The following is an 18,234-nucleotide window of genomic DNA, read 5'->3' on the forward strand; positions in this document are numbered from 1 at the left end:
CCGGGCGGGGACATCACGCGCGGGCAGTTGCGGGATGTGCCTGATGTGGACTCGCTGTACTTCACGATGCTCAACTGCAACAAGCGCAGTGTCACGCTGAACACCAAGACCGAGCGGGGCAAGGAGATCCTGACCGCGTTGATCGAGCGGTCGGATGTGCTGGTGGAGAACTTCGCGCCGGGTGCGGTGGACCGGATGGGTTTCACCTGGGAGCGGATCAGGCAGATCAACCCTCGGATCGTGTACGCCTCCATCAAGGGTTTCGGTGAAGGCCCGTACACCGGCTTCAAGGCGTACGAGGTGGTGGCGCAGGCGATGGGCGGGTCGATGGCGACCACCGGGTTCCAGGACGGGCCGCCGATGGCGACCGGCGCGCAGATCGGTGACTCCGGCACCGGCGTCCACGCCGTCGCCGGGATCCTCGCCGCCCTCTTCCAGCGGGAGCGCACCGGGCGCGGCCAGCGGGTGAACGTGGCCATGCAGCACGCGGTGCTCAACCTGTGCCGGGTCAAGCTGCGCGACCAGCAGCGCCTGGCCCACGGCCCGCTGGCGGAATACCCCAACGACGACTTCACCGACGAGGTCCCGCGTTCGGGCAACGCCTCCGGCGGCGGCCAGCCCGGCTGGGCGGTCAGGTGCGCGCCGGGCGGGCCCAACGACTACGTCTACGTCATCGTCCAGCCCGTCGGCTGGCCCCCGCTCACCGCTCTCATCGGCCGGCCCGAACTCGCCCAGGACCCCGAGTGGGCCACCCCCGAAGCCCGGCTGCCCAAACTCGCCAAGATGTTCCAGCTGATCGAGGAATGGACCTCCACCCTGCCCAAATGGGAGGTCCTCGAACGACTCAACAGCCACAACATCCCCTGCGGACCCATCCTGTCCACCCGCGAAATCATCGAAGACCGCTCTCTCGCGGACAACGACATGATCGTCGAGGTGGACCACCCCGAACGCGGCCCCTTCACCACCGTGGGCAACCCGCTGAAACTCTCCGACTCCCCCGTCGACATCACCACCCCACCCCTCCTCGGCCAGCACACCGAAGAAATCCTCGTCGGCGAACTCGGCCTCGCCCACGAAGAGTTGAGGCTCCTGAAGACGCAGGGAGTGATCTGACCGACACCGCTTCCACTCCGTCCCGGGCGCGCTGCGGACCGCACCGCCCGGGACGGTCCCGTCCGAACCCGACCGGAGTGAGGTAGCCCAGCATGTCGACATCAGCACCCCGTACCGCCCAGCCCGCCAGCGGTGCCCCCTGCGCCGGTACGGTCATCGACCGGCTCGTGGAAGCCAACCGCGCTTATGCCGCCGGATTCGTCGACCCGGGTATGGGGGCCCGGCCGGTCCTGCGGGTGGCCGTCGTGGCCTGTATGGACGCCCGTATCGACCTGCACGCCGCACTGGGCCTGGAACTCGGCGACTGTCACACGGTCCGTAACGCCGGCGGGGTGGTCACCGACGACACGATCCGCTCCCTGACGATCAGTCAGCGGGCGCTCGGCACCCGTAGCGTCATCCTCATCCACCACACCGGCTGCGGCCTGCAGACCCTGACCGAGGACTTCCGGCACGAGCTGGAGATGGAGGTCGGCCAGCGTCCGGCCTGGGCGGTGGAGGCGTTCCGGGACGTCGACCAGGACGTACGGCAGTCGATGCAGCGGGTGCGGACCTCGCCGTTCCTGCCGCACACCGACGACGTACGGGGCTTCGTCTTCGACGTGACCACCGGGCTGCTGCGGGAGATCGACCCGCAGTCCTGAACTCCTCCCGGCCGGAGTGTTCAGACGCTCCGGCCGGCCACCGCGGCGATCTGCCGGCAGTAGAAGTCGGTGGTGTTCCGGGTGTGCCGGCGCATGAGCTCCTCGGCGCGGTCGGGGGCGCCTTCGCCGATGGCCTCGATGATTCGGGCGTGCTCGTTCCAGGCGTCCTTGCCGCGCGGTGTGGCGATGGGCATGTAGTACCAGCGCACACGTCGGTCGACCTGGGGGATGAGTTCGGCGAGGACCGCGTTGCGGAGAGCCCGGTGATGTGCCCGTGCAGGGCGGCGTTGGCCTCAGGCGCCCTGGGAGGGGCGCAGGTCGACCCAGCCCGCGGTGTGCAGCCGTTGCAGCGCTTCGCGGATCGGCTGGCGGCTCACGCCGAGTTCTGCGGCGAGTTCGGCCTCGACGAGATGCTGTCCGGGTTTCAGTGAGCCGTCGACGATCAGTTCGGTGAGGGCGTCGTAGACCGCCTGGCGCAGTGGGGCGGGCCGCGTGATCCGGCTGCGGGCGGCCACGGTGGGTGTGTCGGGCATGGGCCCTCTCTCCCTCGTTCGACTGCTGAGGCCGCACCTCGGCTACGAGATACTGAGTTCAGTATGCAATAGACACGACCGTTCGGGCCGGCCTTGCGGACTTTCGAAAGCCACCCGGACTCGCCTCTGGCGCCCTGCTAACGAATGCAGAATACTGTATGCAATCGTCGCTCGACGGTGGACCAGCAGTCGCTCCCGAGGGGGTCACCCCGTGTCGTACCGCACCGCTCTCTCAGAAGTCCTGACCAGTGTCATCGAACCCTCCGCCGACGTGACCGGCGGCGAGGGCAGGTTTCCCCGCGCTTCCGTGACGGCCCTCGGTCGCGCCGGACTGCTGGGGCTCACCGTCTCCGCCGAGTTCGGTGGTGGTGGACGGGGGCTGCCGGAAGCCGTGGAGGTGGTGGCCCGGACCGCGCGCGTCTGTCCGGCGACGGCGGCCGTGCTCCAGTCCCACTACACGGCGGTCGCCGTCATCGAGTCGCACGGCAGCCCCTGGGTGCGCGGCGAGATCGCCGCCGGGCGGCACCTCAGCAGCCTTGCCCTCGCCGAGGCGGCGGAGGCGGCGGAGAGGGACGTCGAGGGGGTGGAGCCGGCGGGCGGCGTCGGCGGACAGGGGCTGGAGGGCCAGCTCCTCGTGCCCCGCTCCGTCGCCGCCCGCACCGGTGACGTGGTTGCGCTGCGGGCCCGTAAGCACCAGGTGGTCGCGGCGGGCGAGGCCGACAGTTACGTCTGGTCCTCGCGGCCGCTCGTCGTGCCGGCCGGGATGAGCCTCTGGCTGGTTCCGGCGCACGCCCCGAACCTGTTCGTCCCGGCCCGGGCCGGGGGTGCCGGGCCGCGCGGCAGCGCGACGTCCACGGTGTTCGCCGACCCGGTTCTGGTTCCCGCCGACGCGATGCTCGGCGGGGACGGCGGCGGGCTCGACACCGTGCTGCGCACAGTGCTGCCGTGGCTGCTCGAACTGCGAGCCGCCGCCGGTGCCGAGGGCCTGCGTCCCCCGGCCGTCGACATGTCCCACGACGTCGCTCGCCGCCCCGCCGAGTCGCTCGCCTCGTCCTGAACCGCCCGCGCCGGAGATGTCAGTCCTGACTCGTCCCGGCGGGGAGCTGCCGGCGGTAGAAGTCGGTCGTGCGCTCGGTGTGGCTGCGCATGATCTCACCCGCCCGGTCCGCGTCGCCCTTGGCGATGGCCTCGATGAGCCGGCTGTGCTCGTTCCAGGCCTCCTTGCCGCGGGGCTTGGCGATGGGCGTGTAGTACCAGCGCACCTTCTGGCCCACCTGGCCGATCAGTTCGGCCAGTACGGCGTTGCCGGCCACGGAGGTGATGAAGTCGTGCAGGGCGGTGTTGGCCGCGACCAGGCGTTTGACATCGCCCTCGGCGAGCGCCTCGACGCCGTCCTGCTGGAGCTCCCAGAGGCGCTCGACGTCCTCGGGCTCGGCGTTCTGTGCGGCGAGTTGGGCCGAGTAGGTCTCCAGTACGGCGCGGACGCCGAGGAGTTGGGCGGCCTCGTCCTCGGTGGGGGAGTGGACGAAGGCGCCCTGGGCGGGCCGCAGGTCGACCCAGCCGGCGGTCTGCAGTCGTTGGAGGGCCTCGCGGACCGGCTGTCGGCTGACGCCGAGGTGTTCGGCGAGTTCGGCCTCGACCAGGTGCTGGCCGGGCGTGAGGGAGCCGCTGATGATCAGTTCGGCCAGGGCGTCGTACACGGCCTGACGCAGCGGTGCCGGGCGGGTGACGCGCCGGGAGGCTGCGGCCGTGAGTGCCTCGCGCATGGTTGTCCCGTTCTGCCGCCGGGCCCGCAGGACGGCGGCTTTGCCAAGTGGATGCGGTCGAAAGGGTTGCCGACGACGGCGTCAGCATACAGGTTTTTGTATGCAACCGGCCGCACCTCTGGCGGTCCCGCGATCTCTGCGATTGAGTTCTGTATACAGAAGCCTGTATGGAGTATGCTCGGTCTCCTGCAACCCTCGCCGGGGACCCGTGTGACGGAAGGCGAAGCGATCATGACGACCAGCGGGAGTGATGTGTCGGTCGAGAGCGTGGTCCGGGGGGTGGTGGCCCGTCACCGGGACCAGCGCGGCGCGCTGCTGCCCGTACTGCACGCCGTCCAGGCCGAGTTGGGGCATGTGCCGCAGGAGGCGATTCCGGTGCTCGCCGAGGAGCTCAACCTCTCCCGGGCGGACGTCCACGGGGTGGTGACCTTCTACCACGACTTCCGCCGCGAGCCCGCGGGACGCACCACCGTGCGCATCTGCCGCGCCGAGGCCTGCCAGGCCCTGGGCGCCGACAGCCTGGTGCGCCACGCCCGTGAGTCCGGACTGACCCTGGGGGAGACGACGGCCGACGGCTCGGTCACCGTCGAGCAGGTCTTCTGTCTCGGCAACTGTGCCCTCGGCCCGTCGGTGGAGGCGAACGGCCGGCTGTACGGACGAGTCGGCCCCGCCCGACTGGGCTCGATCCTCAACGGGACGGTCTCCTCATGAACAACTCCTCGCACTCCGCGGCCACGGTCTACGTTCCCCGCGACTCGGCGGCCAGGTCCGTCGGCGCGGACGAGGTCGCCCAGGCGCTCCAAGACGCCGCCCGCGGGGACTTCGCCATCGACGTCGTGCGCAACGGATCGCGCGGCATGCTCTGGCTGGAGCCGCTCGTCGAGGTCGTGACCCCGCAAGGACGCGTCGGCTACGGCCCGGTGGCCCCCGAGGACGTGGCGGGACTCCTCGCAGCCGGCATGCTCGACGGGGCGGACCATCCGCTGCGGCTCGGCATCGTGGACGAACTGCCGTGGCTCGCCCGCCAGAACCGCGTCACCTTCGCCAGGGTCGGGGTCACCGACCCCCTGTCGACGGAGGACTACGTCGCGCACGGCGGCCTCGCCGGGCTACGGGCCGCGTTGGAGCTGGCCCCCGCCGACGTCGTCGCCGAGGTCACCGCCTCCGGACTGCGCGGCCGAGGCGGCGCCGGATTCCCGGCCGGCATCAAGTGGAAGACGGTGCTCGACTGCGCCGACGAGCTGAAGTTCGTCTGCTGCAACGCCGACGAGGGAGACAGCGGCACCTTCGCCGACCGCATGGTCATGGAGGGCGACCCGTTCCTGCTCATCGAAGGCATGACCATCGCCGCACACGCGGTCGGGGCGCGTGAGGGCTATGTCTACATCCGCTCCGAATACCCCGACGCCGTGGCCACGATGCGCCGGGCGATCGGTATCGCGCGCGAGCACGGCTGGCTCGGCAAGGGCGTCCTCGGCTCTTCGCTCGACTTCGACCTGCACGTCCGCGTCGGCGCCGGCGCGTACATCTGCGGCGAGGAGACCTCCATGCTGGAGAGCCTGGAGGGCAAGCGGGGCATGGTCCGCGCGAAACCACCGATCCCCGCGATCGAGGGCCTGTTCGGCAAACCGACCGTGGTGAACAACGTCCTCACCCTGACCACCGTGCCCATGGTCCTGGCCCACGGCGCGAAGGCCTACCAGGACCTCGGCGTCGGCCGCTCGCGCGGCACCCAGGTCTTCCAGCTCGGCGGCAACATCGCCCGCGGCGGCATCGTGGAGACCGCCTTCGGCATCACCCTGCGCGAACTCGTCGAGGAGTACGGCGGCGGGACCCACACCGGACGCCCGGTCCGCACGGTGCAGGTCGGTGGCCCGCTCGGCGCCTATCTGCCGACGTCCCTGTTCGACCTGCCGATGGACTACGAGGCGTTCGCCGAGGCCGGCGCGATGCTCGGGCACGGCGGCATCGTCGTCTTCGACGACACCGTCGACATGGCCGCCCAGGCCCGCTTCGCGATGGAGTTCTGTGCCGAGGAGTCCTGCGGCAAGTGCACACCCTGCCGGGTCGGTTCGGTGCGGGGCGTCGAGGTGATCGACAAGATCGTGGCCGGCACGCACCGGGACGAGAACCTGGCCTTGCTGGAAGACCTGTGCGACCTGATGACCGAAGGCTCGTTGTGCGCGATGGGCGGGCTGACCCCGATGCCCGTCCGCAGCGCCCTCGCTCACTTCCCCGACGACTTCCTCGGCGGCCGTCGGCTGCTGGAGATCCACCCCGTACGAGCGACGGAGGGCACGGCATGAGCCTGCTCAAGGAACCCGATTTCGGAACCCCCGAGCGGCCCGGCCCGGCGACGGTGTCGGTGGAGATCGACGGCATGCCGGTCGCCGTCCCGGAGGGAACCTCTGTGATGCGCGCCGCCGCACAGGCCGGTGTCGACATACCTAAGTTGTGCGCCACCGACAGCCTGGAGGCCTTCGGCTCCTGCCGCCTGTGTGTGGTGGAGATCGACGGCCGGCGCGGCACCCCGGCGTCCTGCACCACGCCGTGCGCCGACGGCATGAAGGTGAGCACCCAGACGCCGAAGGTGGCAAAGCTCCGCCAGGGCGTCATGGAGCTCTACATCTCCGACCACCCGCTCGACTGCCTCACCTGCCCGGCCAACGGCGACTGCGAACTGCAGGACATGGCCGGCGTGGTGGGGTTGAGGCAGGTCCGCTACGGCTACGAGGGGGAGAACCATCTCGATGCCGAGAAGGACACGTCCAACCCCTACTTCGACTTCGACCCCTCCAAGTGCATCGCCTGCTCCCGCTGTGTACGCGCCTGCGGTGAGGTGCAGGGCACCTTCGCGCTCACCATCGAGGGCCGCGGCTTTGACTCCAAGGTCTCGCCGGGCGCCGGAGAGACCTTCATGGACTCCGAGTGCGTCTCCTGCGGGGCCTGCGTCCAGGCCTGCCCGACGTCGACGCTCCAGGAGCGCTCGGTCGTCGAACTCGGCATGCCCACCAGGTCGGTTGTCACTACCTGCGCGTACTGCGGTGTGGGCTGCTCCTTCAAGGCCGAGCTGCGCGGCGACGAGCTGGTGCGCATGGTGCCCTACAAGGACGGCGGCGCGAACGAGGGCCACTCCTGCGTGAAGGGCCGCTTCGCCTTCGGCTACGCCACCCACCCCGACCGGCAACTCAAGCCCATGGTCCGCGACAGGATCACCGACCCCTGGCGCGAGGTCGAGTGGGACGAGGCGATCGGCACGGTCGCCCGCCGTATGCGCGAGATCCAGGACCAGTACGGTTCGAGCGCGGTCGGCGCCATCACCTCCTCGCGCTGCACCAACGAAGAGGTCTACGTCGTACAGAAGATGGTGCGTGCGGCCTTCGGCAACAACAACGTCGACACCTGCGCCCGGGTCTGCCACTCCCCGACGGGATACGGACTCAAGCAGACCTTCGGCGAGTCGGCCGGCACCCAGGACTTCCGCTCGGTCGCGCAGTCAGACGTCATCATGGTCATCGGCGCCAACCCCACCGACGGGCACCCGGTGTTCGCGTCCCGCATGAAGCGCCGGCTGCGCGAGGGCGCCAAGCTCATCGTCGTGGACCCCCGCCGTATCGACCTGGTGCGCTCGCCGCACATCGAGGCGCAGCACCACCTCCAGCTCAGGCCCAGCACCAACGTCGCCGTCGTCAACGCCATGGCGCACGTGGTCGTCACCGAGGGCCTCGTCGACCGGTCCTTCGTGGACCAGCGGTGCGAAGGCTTCGACGAGTGGGCCGAGTTCATCGCCCGCCCGGAGAACAGCCCGGAGGCGGTCGAGGAGATCACCGGCGTACCGGCCAGGGAACTCCGGGCTGCCGCACGGCTGTACGCCGAGGCGCCCAACGGGGCCATCTACTACGGCCTCGGCGTCACCGAGCACAGCCAGGGTTCGACGATGGTCATGGGGATGGCCAACCTCGCGATGGCGTGCGGCAACATCGGCCGGGACGGCGTCGGCGTGAACCCGTTGCGCGGCCAGAACAACGTGCAGGGCTCCTGCGACATGGGCTCGTTCCCGCACGAGCTGCCCGGCTACCGGCACGTCTCCGACGACGCCGTCCGCACGGTCTTCGAGAACCTCTGGGGCGGAACTCTCCTGGCCGAGCCGGGACTTCGCATCCCGAACATGTTCGACGCCGCGATCGACGGCACCTTCAAGGGCCTCTTCGTGCACGGCGAGGACATCGCCCAGTCCGACCCCAACCTCCAGCACGTCACCGCCGCGCTCGAGGCTATGGAACTCGTCGTGGTCCAGGACCTGTTCCTCAACGAGACCGCCAAGTTCGCGCACGTCTTCCTGCCCGGGGCCTCCTTCCTGGAGAAGGACGGCACCTTCACCAACGCCGAACGCCGGATCAACCGGGTGCGCGCGGTGATGAAGCCGAAGACGGGCAAGCACGAGTGGCAGATCGTCAGCGAGATCGCCACCGCCATGGGCTACCCGATGGCGTACGACCATCCGAGCCGGATCATGGACGAGATCGCCTCGGTCACACCGACGTTCACGGGGGTCTCCTTCGAGCTGCTGGACAAGCTGGGCAGCGTCCAGTGGCCGTGCAACGAGCAGGCGCCGGAGGGCACGCCCATCATGCACGTGGACGAATTCGTCCGTGGCAAGGGCAAGTTCGTGGTCACCGCCTACGTGCCCACGGCCGAGCGCAGCACCCGGCGCTTCCCGCTGGTCCTCACCACGGGCCGCATCCTCAGCCAGTACAACGTCGGCGCGCAGACCCGCCGTACCGGCAACGTCGCCTGGCATCCGGAGGACGTGCTGGAACTGCACCCGCACGACGCCGAGGTCCGCGGCATCAACGACGGCGACATGGTCACCCTGGCCAGCCGCGTCGGGCAGACGACCCTGCGCGCGGAGATCTCCGACCGCATGCCGACGGGGGTCGTGTACACCACGTTCCACCATCCCGTCACCGGCGCCAACGTGGTGACCACGGAGAACTCCGACTGGGCGACCAACTGCCCGGAGTACAAGGTGACCGCCGTACAGGTCGCGCTCGCGCGCCCCGACCGGCACACCGACACGGACGTCACCGGGAACGACCTCGTGACGGCGGTGGACTGAGATGACAGCGACCGTGCCGTCGGAACTCAGGATGGCGAACGACATCGCGAGGAACCTCGGACACCTGCCGGGGGAGGAGGCCGCCGAGGCGATCGCCGGACACATCGGCAGGTTCTGGGACCCGCGGATGCGCGCCAGGCTCCACGAGTTCGTCGACGCCGGGGCGGACGGGCTGGACCCGCTGGTGGTGGCCGCGGTGAAGCTCCTGCGCTGACCCGCGCACCGGCGATGCGAGGGTGGCGATCCGGGCATGCGGGTAGATCAACCCGGTCGCCACCCCTGTACATTCCGCCATACTGCATACAGTATGGAGCAGGTTGACGCGGCCCCGGACAGGGAGGAGTCGTTCATGCTGTTCCGGCAGCTGGAGTACTTCGTGGCAGTGGCGAGGGAACGGCACTTCGCCCGCGCGGCGGAGTCCTGCTACGTCTCCCAGCCCGCGCTCTCGGCGGCGATCGCCAAACTGGAGCGGGAGCTGAACGTCACGCTCATCAACCGCGGGCACAACTACCAGGGCCTCACCCCGGAGGGCGAACGGCTCGTCGTCTGGGCCAAGCGGATCCTCGCCGAACAGGACGCCTTCAAGGCCGAGGTGGCCGCCGTGCAGTCCGGCATCACCGGGACGCTGCGGCTCGGCACGGACCCCACGGCGTCCACGACCCTGGCGCTACCCGTGGCCGCGTTCTGCGCGGCGCACCCGCTCGCCAAGGTGCAGGTCCGCTCCCGGCTGTCGACGAAGGAACTCCACCGCCAGCTGCGCGACTACGAACTGGACGTGGCCATCGCCCACTTCGACCCGGTCGACCAAGAAGGTTTGCAGGTCGTCCCCCTGTACCAGGAGCGGTACATGCTGCTCGTGTCGGAGGACCAGCCGGTGGCCCAGTCCGCCACCGTGACCTGGGCGGACGCGGCCCAGCTGCCGCTCGCGCTGCTGACCCCCGACATGCGGATCCGCCAGATCGTCGACACCGTGTTCGCGGAGAAGGGGTTCGTGGTGACCCCCCAGGTGGAGACGGACTCGATCGCCTCCCTCTACGCACATGTCGGCGGCGGCGGGTGGGCCAGCATCGTGCCGCACACGTGGCTGCGCGCGATGCCCGTGATCGGCCGTACGAGGGCGCTGCCCCTGGTGGAACCGGAGGCCGGCGCCCAGGTCTCGGTGGCGATCCACGCCGCCACCCCCGGCTCGGTCGCCGCCCGGGCGTTCGTCAACGCGGCGACGGGCCTGTCCCTGGACGCATTCTTCGCCCGGCCGCTCCCGGCCGAACACCGCGTGCTCACCCCCTGAACGCCCCCGTCACGGCGCGTACCGGGTCTGGACGGCCTTCCGGTCCAGAGCCCCCTTGGCGGTGTACGGCAGAGCGGCGACCAGCTCGATCCGGTCGGGCACCTCGAACGCGGCCAGCCGGTCACGGCCGTACCGCAGGATCTCCTCGCGCTCGACGGTCTCGCCCTCGCGCACCACCACCGCGGCGCCCACCCGCTGCCCGTACACCTCGTCGGGCACGGCGAACACGGCCACCTCGGCGACACCCGGGCAGCCGGCGAGGATGTCCTCGACATGCTCAGGCGAGATCTTCTCGCCGCCACGGTTGATCAGGTTCTTGATCCGCCCGGTCAGCGACAGATACCCGTCCGCGTCCAGCGTTCCCAGATCACCGGTGCGCAGCCACCCGTCGACGAAGGTGTACGACGTTTCCTCCCGGTCGCCGAGATAGCCGCGAGCGACGGTGGGACCGTGCACCCACACCTCGCCCTCGACGCCCACCGGGCACGCACGCCCGTTCCGGTCGACGATCCGGATCTCGACCCCGGTCGGCCGTCCCACCGAACCGTGCTTCAGCGGCCCCCGCCCGGGCAGCGGTTCGCTGGACGCCTGGTGCGAGGACTCGGTCATCCCGTACGCGGACAGCAGAGGCACGCCCAACGTGCGCTCCAGCGCCCGCTGTGTCGCCGAGTTGAGGGGGGCGCTGCCGCTGCGGACGAACTTCAGGGGCGGTGCCTGCGGGCCCGGGTACTCCCGCTCCGACCGGTCCAGGAGGATCTCGTGGATGGCCGGGGCCGCGGTGAACCAGGTGGCGGCCACGGCACGCATGTCGTCCCAGAACGTGCCCGCCGAGAACCGTCCCCGCTCGGGCAGCAGGACGCAGCCCCCGCTGGCCAGGGACGCCAGCAGCGCCGCGAACAGCCCGTGGCCGTGGAAGAACGGCATCACCGCGACCGTCGCGTCATCGGGGCCCAACTCGTATGCGGCGCAGAGGGACCGGACGGATGCGGCCACGTTGGCGTGGGTGAGCGGCACCATCTTCGCCCGGCCGCTGGTGCCGGCGGTGCACAGGACGAGAGTGTCGTTCTCCGACAACTCACCTGCCGCACCGCGGACATATGGCGCGATGTGTGAGTCGGGCGCGAGCTCGACCGCCGCCGTGCCGGCCCGGGAGACGTTCACCCGCAGCGGCCACACCGGGGCAGGCAGCGGGACTCCGGTCGCGGCCGGTGCTCCCAGAAGAACGGCCCGTGTTCCCAACGCCTCTACGCGCGCCGCGAGTTGGGACCGAGGCAGCGTCGGATCCAACGGGGCGACCACCAGACCGGCCCGTGCCGCACCGAGCAACGCGACCACGAACTCGGCGGTGTTGGCGGCGGCCAGACCGATCGCCTCACCGCGGCGCAGGCCGGTGCCGCCGAGGCGGGCGGCCACGTCATCGGCCAGGACACTGAGGCCCCGGTAGGACAGGTGCACCCGGTCCCCGGTGACCAGCGCCCGGGCGTACGGGCGTTCACGCACCTGCCGGTCGATGAGGTCGACGAGACCCGTGACGCTCGGAGGCCGGTACCGGGTCGCATCGCGCACGGACGCCGCGGCCGGAACGGCCATGACCCCACCCCCTCGCGCCAGGTTCGATGAAGAAGTTCTCTGCGAGCCTGCGGTGGCCTGCGGCGCGCGTCCAATACGTACTGGCGAACGGCCGATAGCGGCCGTCTATCAAGGGAGCTGGCGAGGCCTCCACGAGCCCTCGATAGATGCTGTTTATCGGCTGGTCGCCGAAGGGTCTTGGACGCGGACGGACGCCCTGCGGATGGTGAGAGGAGTAGCCGCTCCGGCAGGACCTGCCCAAGGAGGACCTCGGACCATGACCGCCCCCTCGACACTGGAGACCGCGGCAACAGCCGACGTTCCGACCGAGCTCACCGACGGGTACCACCTGGTCGTCGACGCACTCAAAATGAACGACGTCGACACCATCTACGGGGTGGTCGGCATCCCGATCACCGACCTGGCCCGCCTCGCTCAGGCGCAGGGCATCCGCTACATCGGCTTCCGGCACGAGAGCAACGCCGGGCACGCGGCGGCCATCGCCGGCTACCTCAACAAGAAGCCGGGCGTGGCCCTGACGGTGTCGGCACCGGGCTTCCTCAACGGTCTGGTCGCGCTGGCGAACGCGACCACCAACTGCTTCCCCATGGTCCAGATCTCCGGCTCCAGCGAGCGCCACCTCGTCGACCTCAAACAGGGCGACTACGAGGAGATGGACCAGCTCGCCGCCGCGCAGCCCTTCGTGAAGGCCGCCTACCGGGTCAGCCGCGTCGAGGACATCGGCCGCGGCATCGCCCGCGCCCTGCGCACCGCGATCTCCGGGCGCCCCGGCGGTGTCTATCTCGACATCCCCGCCGCGGTGCTCGGCGCCATCATGCCCAAGGCGGAGGGCGACAAGACCCTCAGCCGTCTCGTCGACCCCGCCCCGCGCCAGCTGCCGGCGCCGGAGGCGGTGGACCGGGCGATCGAGCTGCTGGCCTCCGCCGAGCGCCCGCTGGTGGTGCTCGGCAAGGGCGCCGCGTATGCCCAAGCGGACACCAAAGTACGGGAGTTCATCGAGTCCACCGGCATCCCGTACGTACCGATGTCGATGGCGAAGGGCCTGCTGCCCGACAACCACCCGCAGTCGGCGGCCACCGCCCGTTCCATGGCGCTGAAGAAGGCCGACGTGGTGATGCTCGTCGGAGCCCGCCTCAACTGGTTGCTCAATCATGGCCAGACGGGGTGGAACCCCGATGCCAAGTTCATCCAGATCGACATCGACCCCAAGGAGATGGACAGCAACCAGCCCATCTCCGCACCGCTCGTCGGTGACATCGAGTCGGTGCTCGACGCGCTCGCCGAACGCACCAAGCCCGGCCAGATCCAGGCCCCTTCGGCCTGGCGGGACGAGCTCGGGGAGCGCTCGGCGCAGAACGTCGCCAAGATGGCCAAGCGACTGGAGGCCGACCCGCACCCCATGCAGTTCATGGGCGCCCTGAAGGCCGTACGCGACGTCGTGCACCAGCACCCGGAGACGTACATCGTCAACGAGGGCGCCAACGCCCTGGACATCGCGCGCAACGTCATCGACATGCACGTCCCCCGTCACCGTCTCGACAGCGGCACCTGGGGCGTCATGGGCATCGGCATGGGCTACGCCATCGCCGCCGCCGTCGAGAGCGGTGCCCCGGTCGTGGCCATCGAGGGCGACAGCGCCTTCGGGTTCAGCGGCATCGAGATCGAGACGATCTGCCGCTACAAGCTCCCCGTGGTCACCGTGATCATGAACAACGGCGGTGTCTACCGGGGTGACGACACCAACCCGTACGACGACGCCCCCGCGCCCACGACGCTCATGTCGGCGGCCCGCCACGACCTGCTGATCGAGGCGTTCGGCGGCAAGGGCTACCGCGCCACCACGCCTGCCGAGGTCACCGCCGCCCTCACCGAGGCCCTGGCCTCGGGCGGCCCGGCGCTCATCGACTGCGTGATCGACCCCTCGGCCGGCACCGAGAGCGGCCACATCGCGCACCTCAACCCCAAGGGCATCACCGTCGGCAACATCACGCCGGCGAAGAAGTGACCTTCTCCGTACCTCGAACTCCCGCCCCGTACGCGTACGTTCACGAAAAGGAAGCACACATGAGTGAAAAGCCGCTCGCCGGAATCAAGGTGATCGACTTCACCGGGGTCCAGGCCGGTCCCGCCTGCACGCAGATGCTCGCCTGGTTCGGCGCCGACGTCCTGAAGGTGGAGCGTCCCAACGGCGGCGATGTGACCCGCAAGCAGCTGCGGGACATCGAGGACCTCGACGCGCTGTACTTCACGATGCTCAACAGCAACAAGCGCTCCCTCGCCATCAACACCAAGACCGCCGAGGGCAAGGAGGTCCTGGAAAAGCTCATCAGGGAAGCCGACGTCCTGGTGGAGAACTTCGGCCCCGGTGCGATGGACCGCATGGGCTTCCCCTGGGAGCGCATCCAGGAGCTCAACCCGCGCCTGATCTTCGGCTCGGTCAAGGGCTTCAACGACCAGTCGTCCTGGAACGACCTCAAGGTCTATGAGAACGTCGCCCAGTGCGCGGGCGGCGCCGCCTCCACCACCGGCTTCTGGGACGGCCCGCCGACCATCTCCGGCGCCGCCATCGGTGACACCAACACCGGTATGCACCTGGCGATCGGCATCCTCACCGCGATCATCGACCGGAACAGGACCGGCAAGGGCCAGAAGGTGTCCGTCTCCATGCAGGACGCCGTGCTCAACCTCTGCCGCGTCAAGCTGCGCGACCAGCAGCGCCTTGAGCGGGTCGGCTACCTGGAGGAGTACCCGCAGTACCCGAACGGCGAGTTCACCGACGTGGTGCCGCGCGGCGGCAACGCGGGTGGCGGCGGCCAGCCCGGCTGGGTGCTCAAGTGCAAGGGCTGGGAGACCGACCCGAACGCCTACATCTACTTCACCATCCAGGAGCAGAACTGGAAGCGCACCGCCGAGGCGATCGGCCACCCCGAGTGGGCCGAGGACCCGGAGTACGCCACCGCGCGCGCTCGCCAGAACCACATCTTCGAGATCTTCGAGGAGATCGAGAAGTGGCTCGCGGACAAGACCAAGTACGAGGCGGTCAACATCCTGCGTGAGTGGGAGGTGCCCTGTGCCCCGGTGATGAGCATGAAGGAGATCGCCTACGACGAGGACCTGCGCAAGAGCGGCACGGTCGTCGAGGTCGACCAGAAGGGCCGCGGCACCTACCTGACCGTCGGCAGCCCGGTGAAGTTCTCCTCCTTCAAGCCCGAGGTCGTCGGTGCCCCGCTGCTGGGCGAGCACAGCTCCGAGGTCCTGGTCGAGCTGGGCTACGACGAGGAGACCATCGGCCGGCTGAAGGAGAGCGGCGTCATCGTCTGACCCTTCACACGGAAGCGGCCGTGGCCCGAAGGCCACGGCCGCTTCCGCGTGTCGTCGGCGAGGCTCAGACCGTCGCCTCGGCCCGCCGCCGCATCAGCTCCCGCTCCCGCTCGCGCCGCGCGGTGACGTCCCGGATGACCGCCCCGCAATACGTGCTGCCGTCGGGGGCCGGCAGCAGCACCACGCTGAACTCGATGGACAGCTTGCGGCCGTCCGCGGCCAGCGCGGGGACGTTCAGCAGGTCCGCTTCCCCGTACTTGCTGGACCCCCGGTCCATGGCCTCCTGGAAGCCGTCCCAGTGACGCTTGCGGTGCTTCTCGGGGATGATGACGTCCAGACTGCGGCCGTCCACGTCATCCGCCGCGAACCCGAAGATGCGTTCCGCACCCCGGTTCCAGTAGCGGATCAGTCCTTCGCCGTCAATGATCACTATGCCGTCGGGCGCCTGGGCCGCCATGCCCAGCACCACCGCGGAATCCAGATCTTCCATGTCGCCTCCGAGCAGGAGTCATTGGTGACGACAGTATACAGATTAATCGTATACAGAATACGTCGAGCGCCCGGTGAGGCCGTCCGGGCGACGGAAACGCAGGTGAAAGGCACTCCGAAAGCTTGGTATTGTTGTGCGTGTCGCCGCGGGGAGCACTCCCGGCAAGACGGCAGACACCTTGTCCGGGTGGCGGAATGGCAGACGCGCTAGCTTGAGGTGCTAGTGCCCTTTATCGGGCGTGGGGGTTCAAGTCCCCCCTCGGACACAGATCACCTTGTGCGGGTCGAGGATTCCTCGGCCCGCACAAAGTGTTTGCCCGCCCAAAGTGTTCAGCATCGCCGCGTTGCCAGACCACGCGGCCCGGGCGGGCATAGTGCAAGGACCCCTCAGTCCCGGTAGCCCCGCAGCTTGCGGTACAGCGTCGCCCGGCCGATTCCCAGGGCGGCCGCCGCACGGGCCTTGTTGCCGCCGTGGCGGCGCAGTGCCTCCAGGATCGCGGCGCGCTCGGCGTGTTCCATGGGGCTGAGGGGCCGGGCGGCGGGTCCTTCCCGCACGGCGTCCGGCAGCTCCGCCCGGCGGACCGGCCCCGTGGTCCGCCGGTGTTCCGCCAGCGCCCGGACGACATGGGCGAGTTCGGTGACGTTGCCCGGCCACGGATACAGCTCGAGTGCGCGCAGGGCGTCCAGCGTCCAGGTCAGCGGGGGCTGCCCCGGCACCGGCCGCGGAGCGAGGGCCGGCAGCAACTCCCCGATGTCGTCCGTGCGCTCCCGCAGCGGGGGCACGGTGACCGAACGGGCGGACAGTTTGTCCAGCAGGCGCTGCAGACACGGGCCGACCAGCGCGCCGGGGGTGTACGTGACCAGCAGTCGGGTGTCCGGGTGGGCGTCGAGCAGGGAGTTCAGGGCGGCCACACCGGGCTGTGCCAGGCGCTCGGCGTGGCGCAACAGCAGGGGCCGGCCGGCCGTCCACGCGGACAGGGCCCGGCCGAGGCCGGTGTCCTCCGCCGCGTCGGCGACCTGTGCCACGCGGGAGCCGAGCAGCTCCCTGGCCAGCGCGTTCTTGCCCGTTCCGCGCTCGCCGGCCAGCAGCAGCGGCTCCCGGGAGCGGGCCAGCTCGACGGCGCGTCCGACGGCGTACCGCCACGGGACCGAGGAGCCGGTCAGGGCGACGGGCGGTCGCGGCACGGCCGGCCCGGGATCGCCCAGCGGCTCCAGGACGGCCACGATCCCGACGACCGTTCTGTCCTGGCGCACCGGAGTGATCCGCGCGGCACATCCGGCGCCCTCGGGTAGTGCGGCATCGCCCGGCGCGTCCGTGTGCCGCGCGGTCACCGCCGTACGTTCGAGCGCCCCGAGCACCTCGGGCGTCAGCAGCCGCTGCGCCGCGCCGCTGATCAGGCGGTTGCGGCCGTCGAGCGCGGCGACCGCCCGGTCCTGGCCCCGCGCCGCCCGCAGATACGCGTCCAGCAGTACCCGCTCAGCCCGCCCCGCCCGCGCACGCAGCTCCGTCTCGACCGCTGCGGCGGCGGCCTCGGCGAGTGCCGCCTGCGGATGCGGCGAACGCGCGGTGCCCTGCCGCGACGCGGGGGACGCGGGGGACGCGACGGTCACGGTGCCGGCGACCCGGCCGCCCTCCGGGGCGAACACCGGGACGCTCACGGCGGACACGTCCTGCCACCGGTCGAGGAAGTGTTCGGGCCCGTGCACCTCGGCCCGGCGCCGGTTGCGCAGGGCGAGGGCCGCGCTGTTGTTGCCGACCTCCTGCTCCGACAGGACGGGACACGGATCGAGCCCGGGGACGCTCCCCGCCGTCCACAGCACACGCAGCCGTTCGTCGGTCAGGACGAGGAGTGACCGGTCCGCGCCCAGGGCCGGGACGATCCGGTCGAGCACCGGCCGGGCGGCATCGAGCAGCGCCGACTCCACCGGCCGCGAGGGAGCGACGGCCGGCTCCTTCAAGTCGTGCGGCACACCGAAGAACCGCGCTCGCCGCCACGCCGCGACGACCTCCTCCGGAACGCCGCCGGGCAGCGGACACCCCGACAGGAACCGCTCGCGGGCGAGACGCAGCGAGGGCCGGGTGGTGGCTGCGGGGGAGGGCTCGGTCGTGGTCACGGCATGCAACACCGTAGCGGGTTCGGTTGAACGAACAACAACTGGCCACGACGAACAACAACTGGCCACGACGAACAACAACTGGCCACGACGAACAACAACAGGCCACGACGGGCAACAAACGGGCCGCAACCGCCGCGCCCGGCGCCCCCTCACGAACCCACCGRGTGTCTCGTAATGAGACACCCGCGACCGGCCGGACCGCTCCATGATCATGGACGCGATGTCCGCCCCCGTATCCCCTCCCCCCGGT

14 protein-coding genes, 1 tRNA gene and 1 pseudogene are annotated in these 18,234 nt (G+C 70.2%); 11 read left to right on the plus strand and 5 right to left on the minus strand.

Annotated elements, in window-relative coordinates:
- Both frc (CA983_RS24540) and CA983_RS24545 read left to right on the plus strand, forming a co-directional pair.
- A partial coding sequence (gene frc, locus CA983_RS24540) for a formyl-CoA transferase (RefSeq protein WP_107500271.1) occupies positions 1 to 1,116 on the plus strand: 1,116 nt, incomplete at its 5' end.
- A 92-nt stretch (positions 1,117 to 1,208) separates the two neighbouring features.
- On the plus strand, positions 1,209 to 1,760 hold the full coding sequence (locus tag CA983_RS24545) for a beta-class carbonic anhydrase (RefSeq protein ID WP_086603046.1): 552 nt from the start codon (positions 1,209 to 1,211) through the stop codon (positions 1,758 to 1,760).
- A gap of 20 nt (positions 1,761 to 1,780) precedes the next feature.
- Here the strand turns inward: CA983_RS24545 and CA983_RS49595 are convergent.
- Positions 1,781 to 2,293, minus strand: a pseudogene (locus CA983_RS49595) (GntR family transcriptional regulator).
- Positions 2,294 to 2,504: 211 nt separating this feature from the next.
- Here CA983_RS49595 and CA983_RS24555 point away from each other — a divergent pair.
- Complete coding sequence (locus CA983_RS24555) at positions 2,505 to 3,350, plus strand: acyl-CoA dehydrogenase family protein (RefSeq protein WP_086603047.1); 846 nt, start codon at positions 2,505 to 2,507, stop codon at positions 3,348 to 3,350.
- 19 nt (positions 3,351 to 3,369) lie between these two features.
- Here CA983_RS24555 and CA983_RS24560 read toward each other — a convergent pair whose 3' ends face one another.
- Positions 3,370 to 4,059: a GntR family transcriptional regulator gene (locus tag CA983_RS24560; RefSeq protein WP_086603048.1), complete on the minus strand. Its 690-nt coding sequence runs from the start codon at positions 4,057 to 4,059 to the stop codon at positions 3,370 to 3,372.
- Positions 4,060 to 4,290: 231 nt separating this feature from the next.
- Between CA983_RS24560 and CA983_RS24565 the strand changes: the two genes are divergently transcribed.
- The 5 genes from CA983_RS24565 (at position 4,291) to CA983_RS24585 (ending at position 10,466) form a co-directional block, all read left to right on the plus strand.
- Positions 4,291 to 4,770 (plus strand): formate dehydrogenase subunit gamma, encoded by a 480-nt coding sequence (locus CA983_RS24565; protein WP_086603056.1) that lies wholly within the window; start codon positions 4,291 to 4,293, stop codon positions 4,768 to 4,770.
- A complete protein-coding gene (locus CA983_RS24570; RefSeq protein WP_086603049.1) occupies positions 4,767 to 6,365 on the plus strand; it encodes a formate dehydrogenase beta subunit in 1,599 nt (532 codons plus the stop codon). The genes CA983_RS24565 and CA983_RS24570 overlap by 4 nt, the downstream gene beginning before the upstream one ends.
- Positions 6,362 to 9,178, plus strand: coding sequence for a formate dehydrogenase subunit alpha (gene fdhF / locus CA983_RS24575; RefSeq protein ID WP_086603050.1), 2,817 nt, complete (start codon positions 6,362 to 6,364; stop codon positions 9,176 to 9,178). Before CA983_RS24570 ends, fdhF begins: the two co-directional genes overlap by 4 nt.
- 1 nt (position 9,179) lies before the next feature.
- Positions 9,180 to 9,392 (plus strand): formate dehydrogenase subunit delta, encoded by a 213-nt coding sequence (locus CA983_RS24580; protein WP_244207089.1) that lies wholly within the window; start codon positions 9,180 to 9,182, stop codon positions 9,390 to 9,392.
- A gap of 135 nt (positions 9,393 to 9,527) precedes the next feature.
- Complete coding sequence (locus tag CA983_RS24585; RefSeq protein WP_086603051.1) at positions 9,528 to 10,466, plus strand: LysR family transcriptional regulator; 939 nt, start codon at positions 9,528 to 9,530, stop codon at positions 10,464 to 10,466.
- A 9-nt stretch (positions 10,467 to 10,475) separates the two neighbouring features.
- On the opposite strand, the gene CA983_RS24590 is transcribed toward CA983_RS24585, so the two are convergent.
- The gene (locus CA983_RS24590; RefSeq protein WP_086603052.1) at positions 10,476 to 12,056 is read right to left on the minus strand and encodes a FadD7 family fatty acid--CoA ligase; all 1,581 of its coding nucleotides are present in this window, start codon (positions 12,054 to 12,056) and stop codon (positions 10,476 to 10,478) included.
- A gap of 256 nt (positions 12,057 to 12,312) precedes the next feature.
- Here CA983_RS24590 and oxc point away from each other — a divergent pair, with 256 nt between their 5' ends.
- Complete coding sequence (oxc, locus tag CA983_RS24595; RefSeq protein ID WP_086603053.1) at positions 12,313 to 14,061, plus strand: oxalyl-CoA decarboxylase; 1,749 nt, start codon at positions 12,313 to 12,315, stop codon at positions 14,059 to 14,061.
- Between the two features lie 59 nt (positions 14,062 to 14,120).
- Positions 14,121 to 15,377, plus strand: a complete 1,257-nt coding sequence (frc, locus tag CA983_RS24600) for a formyl-CoA transferase (protein WP_086603054.1) — start codon at positions 14,121 to 14,123, stop codon at positions 15,375 to 15,377.
- 64 nt (positions 15,378 to 15,441) lie between these two features.
- Here frc (CA983_RS24600) and CA983_RS24605 read toward each other — a convergent pair whose 3' ends face one another.
- Positions 15,442 to 15,867 carry a PAS domain S-box protein gene (locus tag CA983_RS24605; RefSeq protein WP_059418469.1) on the minus strand — a complete coding sequence of 142 codons (426 nt, stop codon included), beginning with the start codon at positions 15,865 to 15,867 and terminating at the stop codon, positions 15,442 to 15,444.
- Positions 15,868 to 16,047: 180 nt separating this feature from the next.
- On the opposite strand from CA983_RS24605, the gene CA983_RS24610 reads away from it, so the two are divergent.
- Positions 16,048 to 16,132: transfer RNA gene (locus tag CA983_RS24610), tRNA-Leu, on the plus strand.
- Between the two features lie 121 nt (positions 16,133 to 16,253).
- On the opposite strand, the gene CA983_RS24615 is transcribed toward CA983_RS24610, so the two are convergent.
- A complete protein-coding gene (locus tag CA983_RS24615) occupies positions 16,254 to 17,981 on the minus strand; it encodes a sigma-54-dependent Fis family transcriptional regulator (protein WP_244207090.1) in 1,728 nt (575 codons plus the stop codon).
- Between the last annotated feature and the right edge of the window lie 253 nt (positions 17,982 to 18,234).

The organism is Streptomyces swartbergensis (genome assembly GCF_002148965.1).
Lineage (GTDB): Bacteria > Actinomycetota > Actinomycetes > Streptomycetales > Streptomycetaceae > Streptomyces > Streptomyces swartbergensis.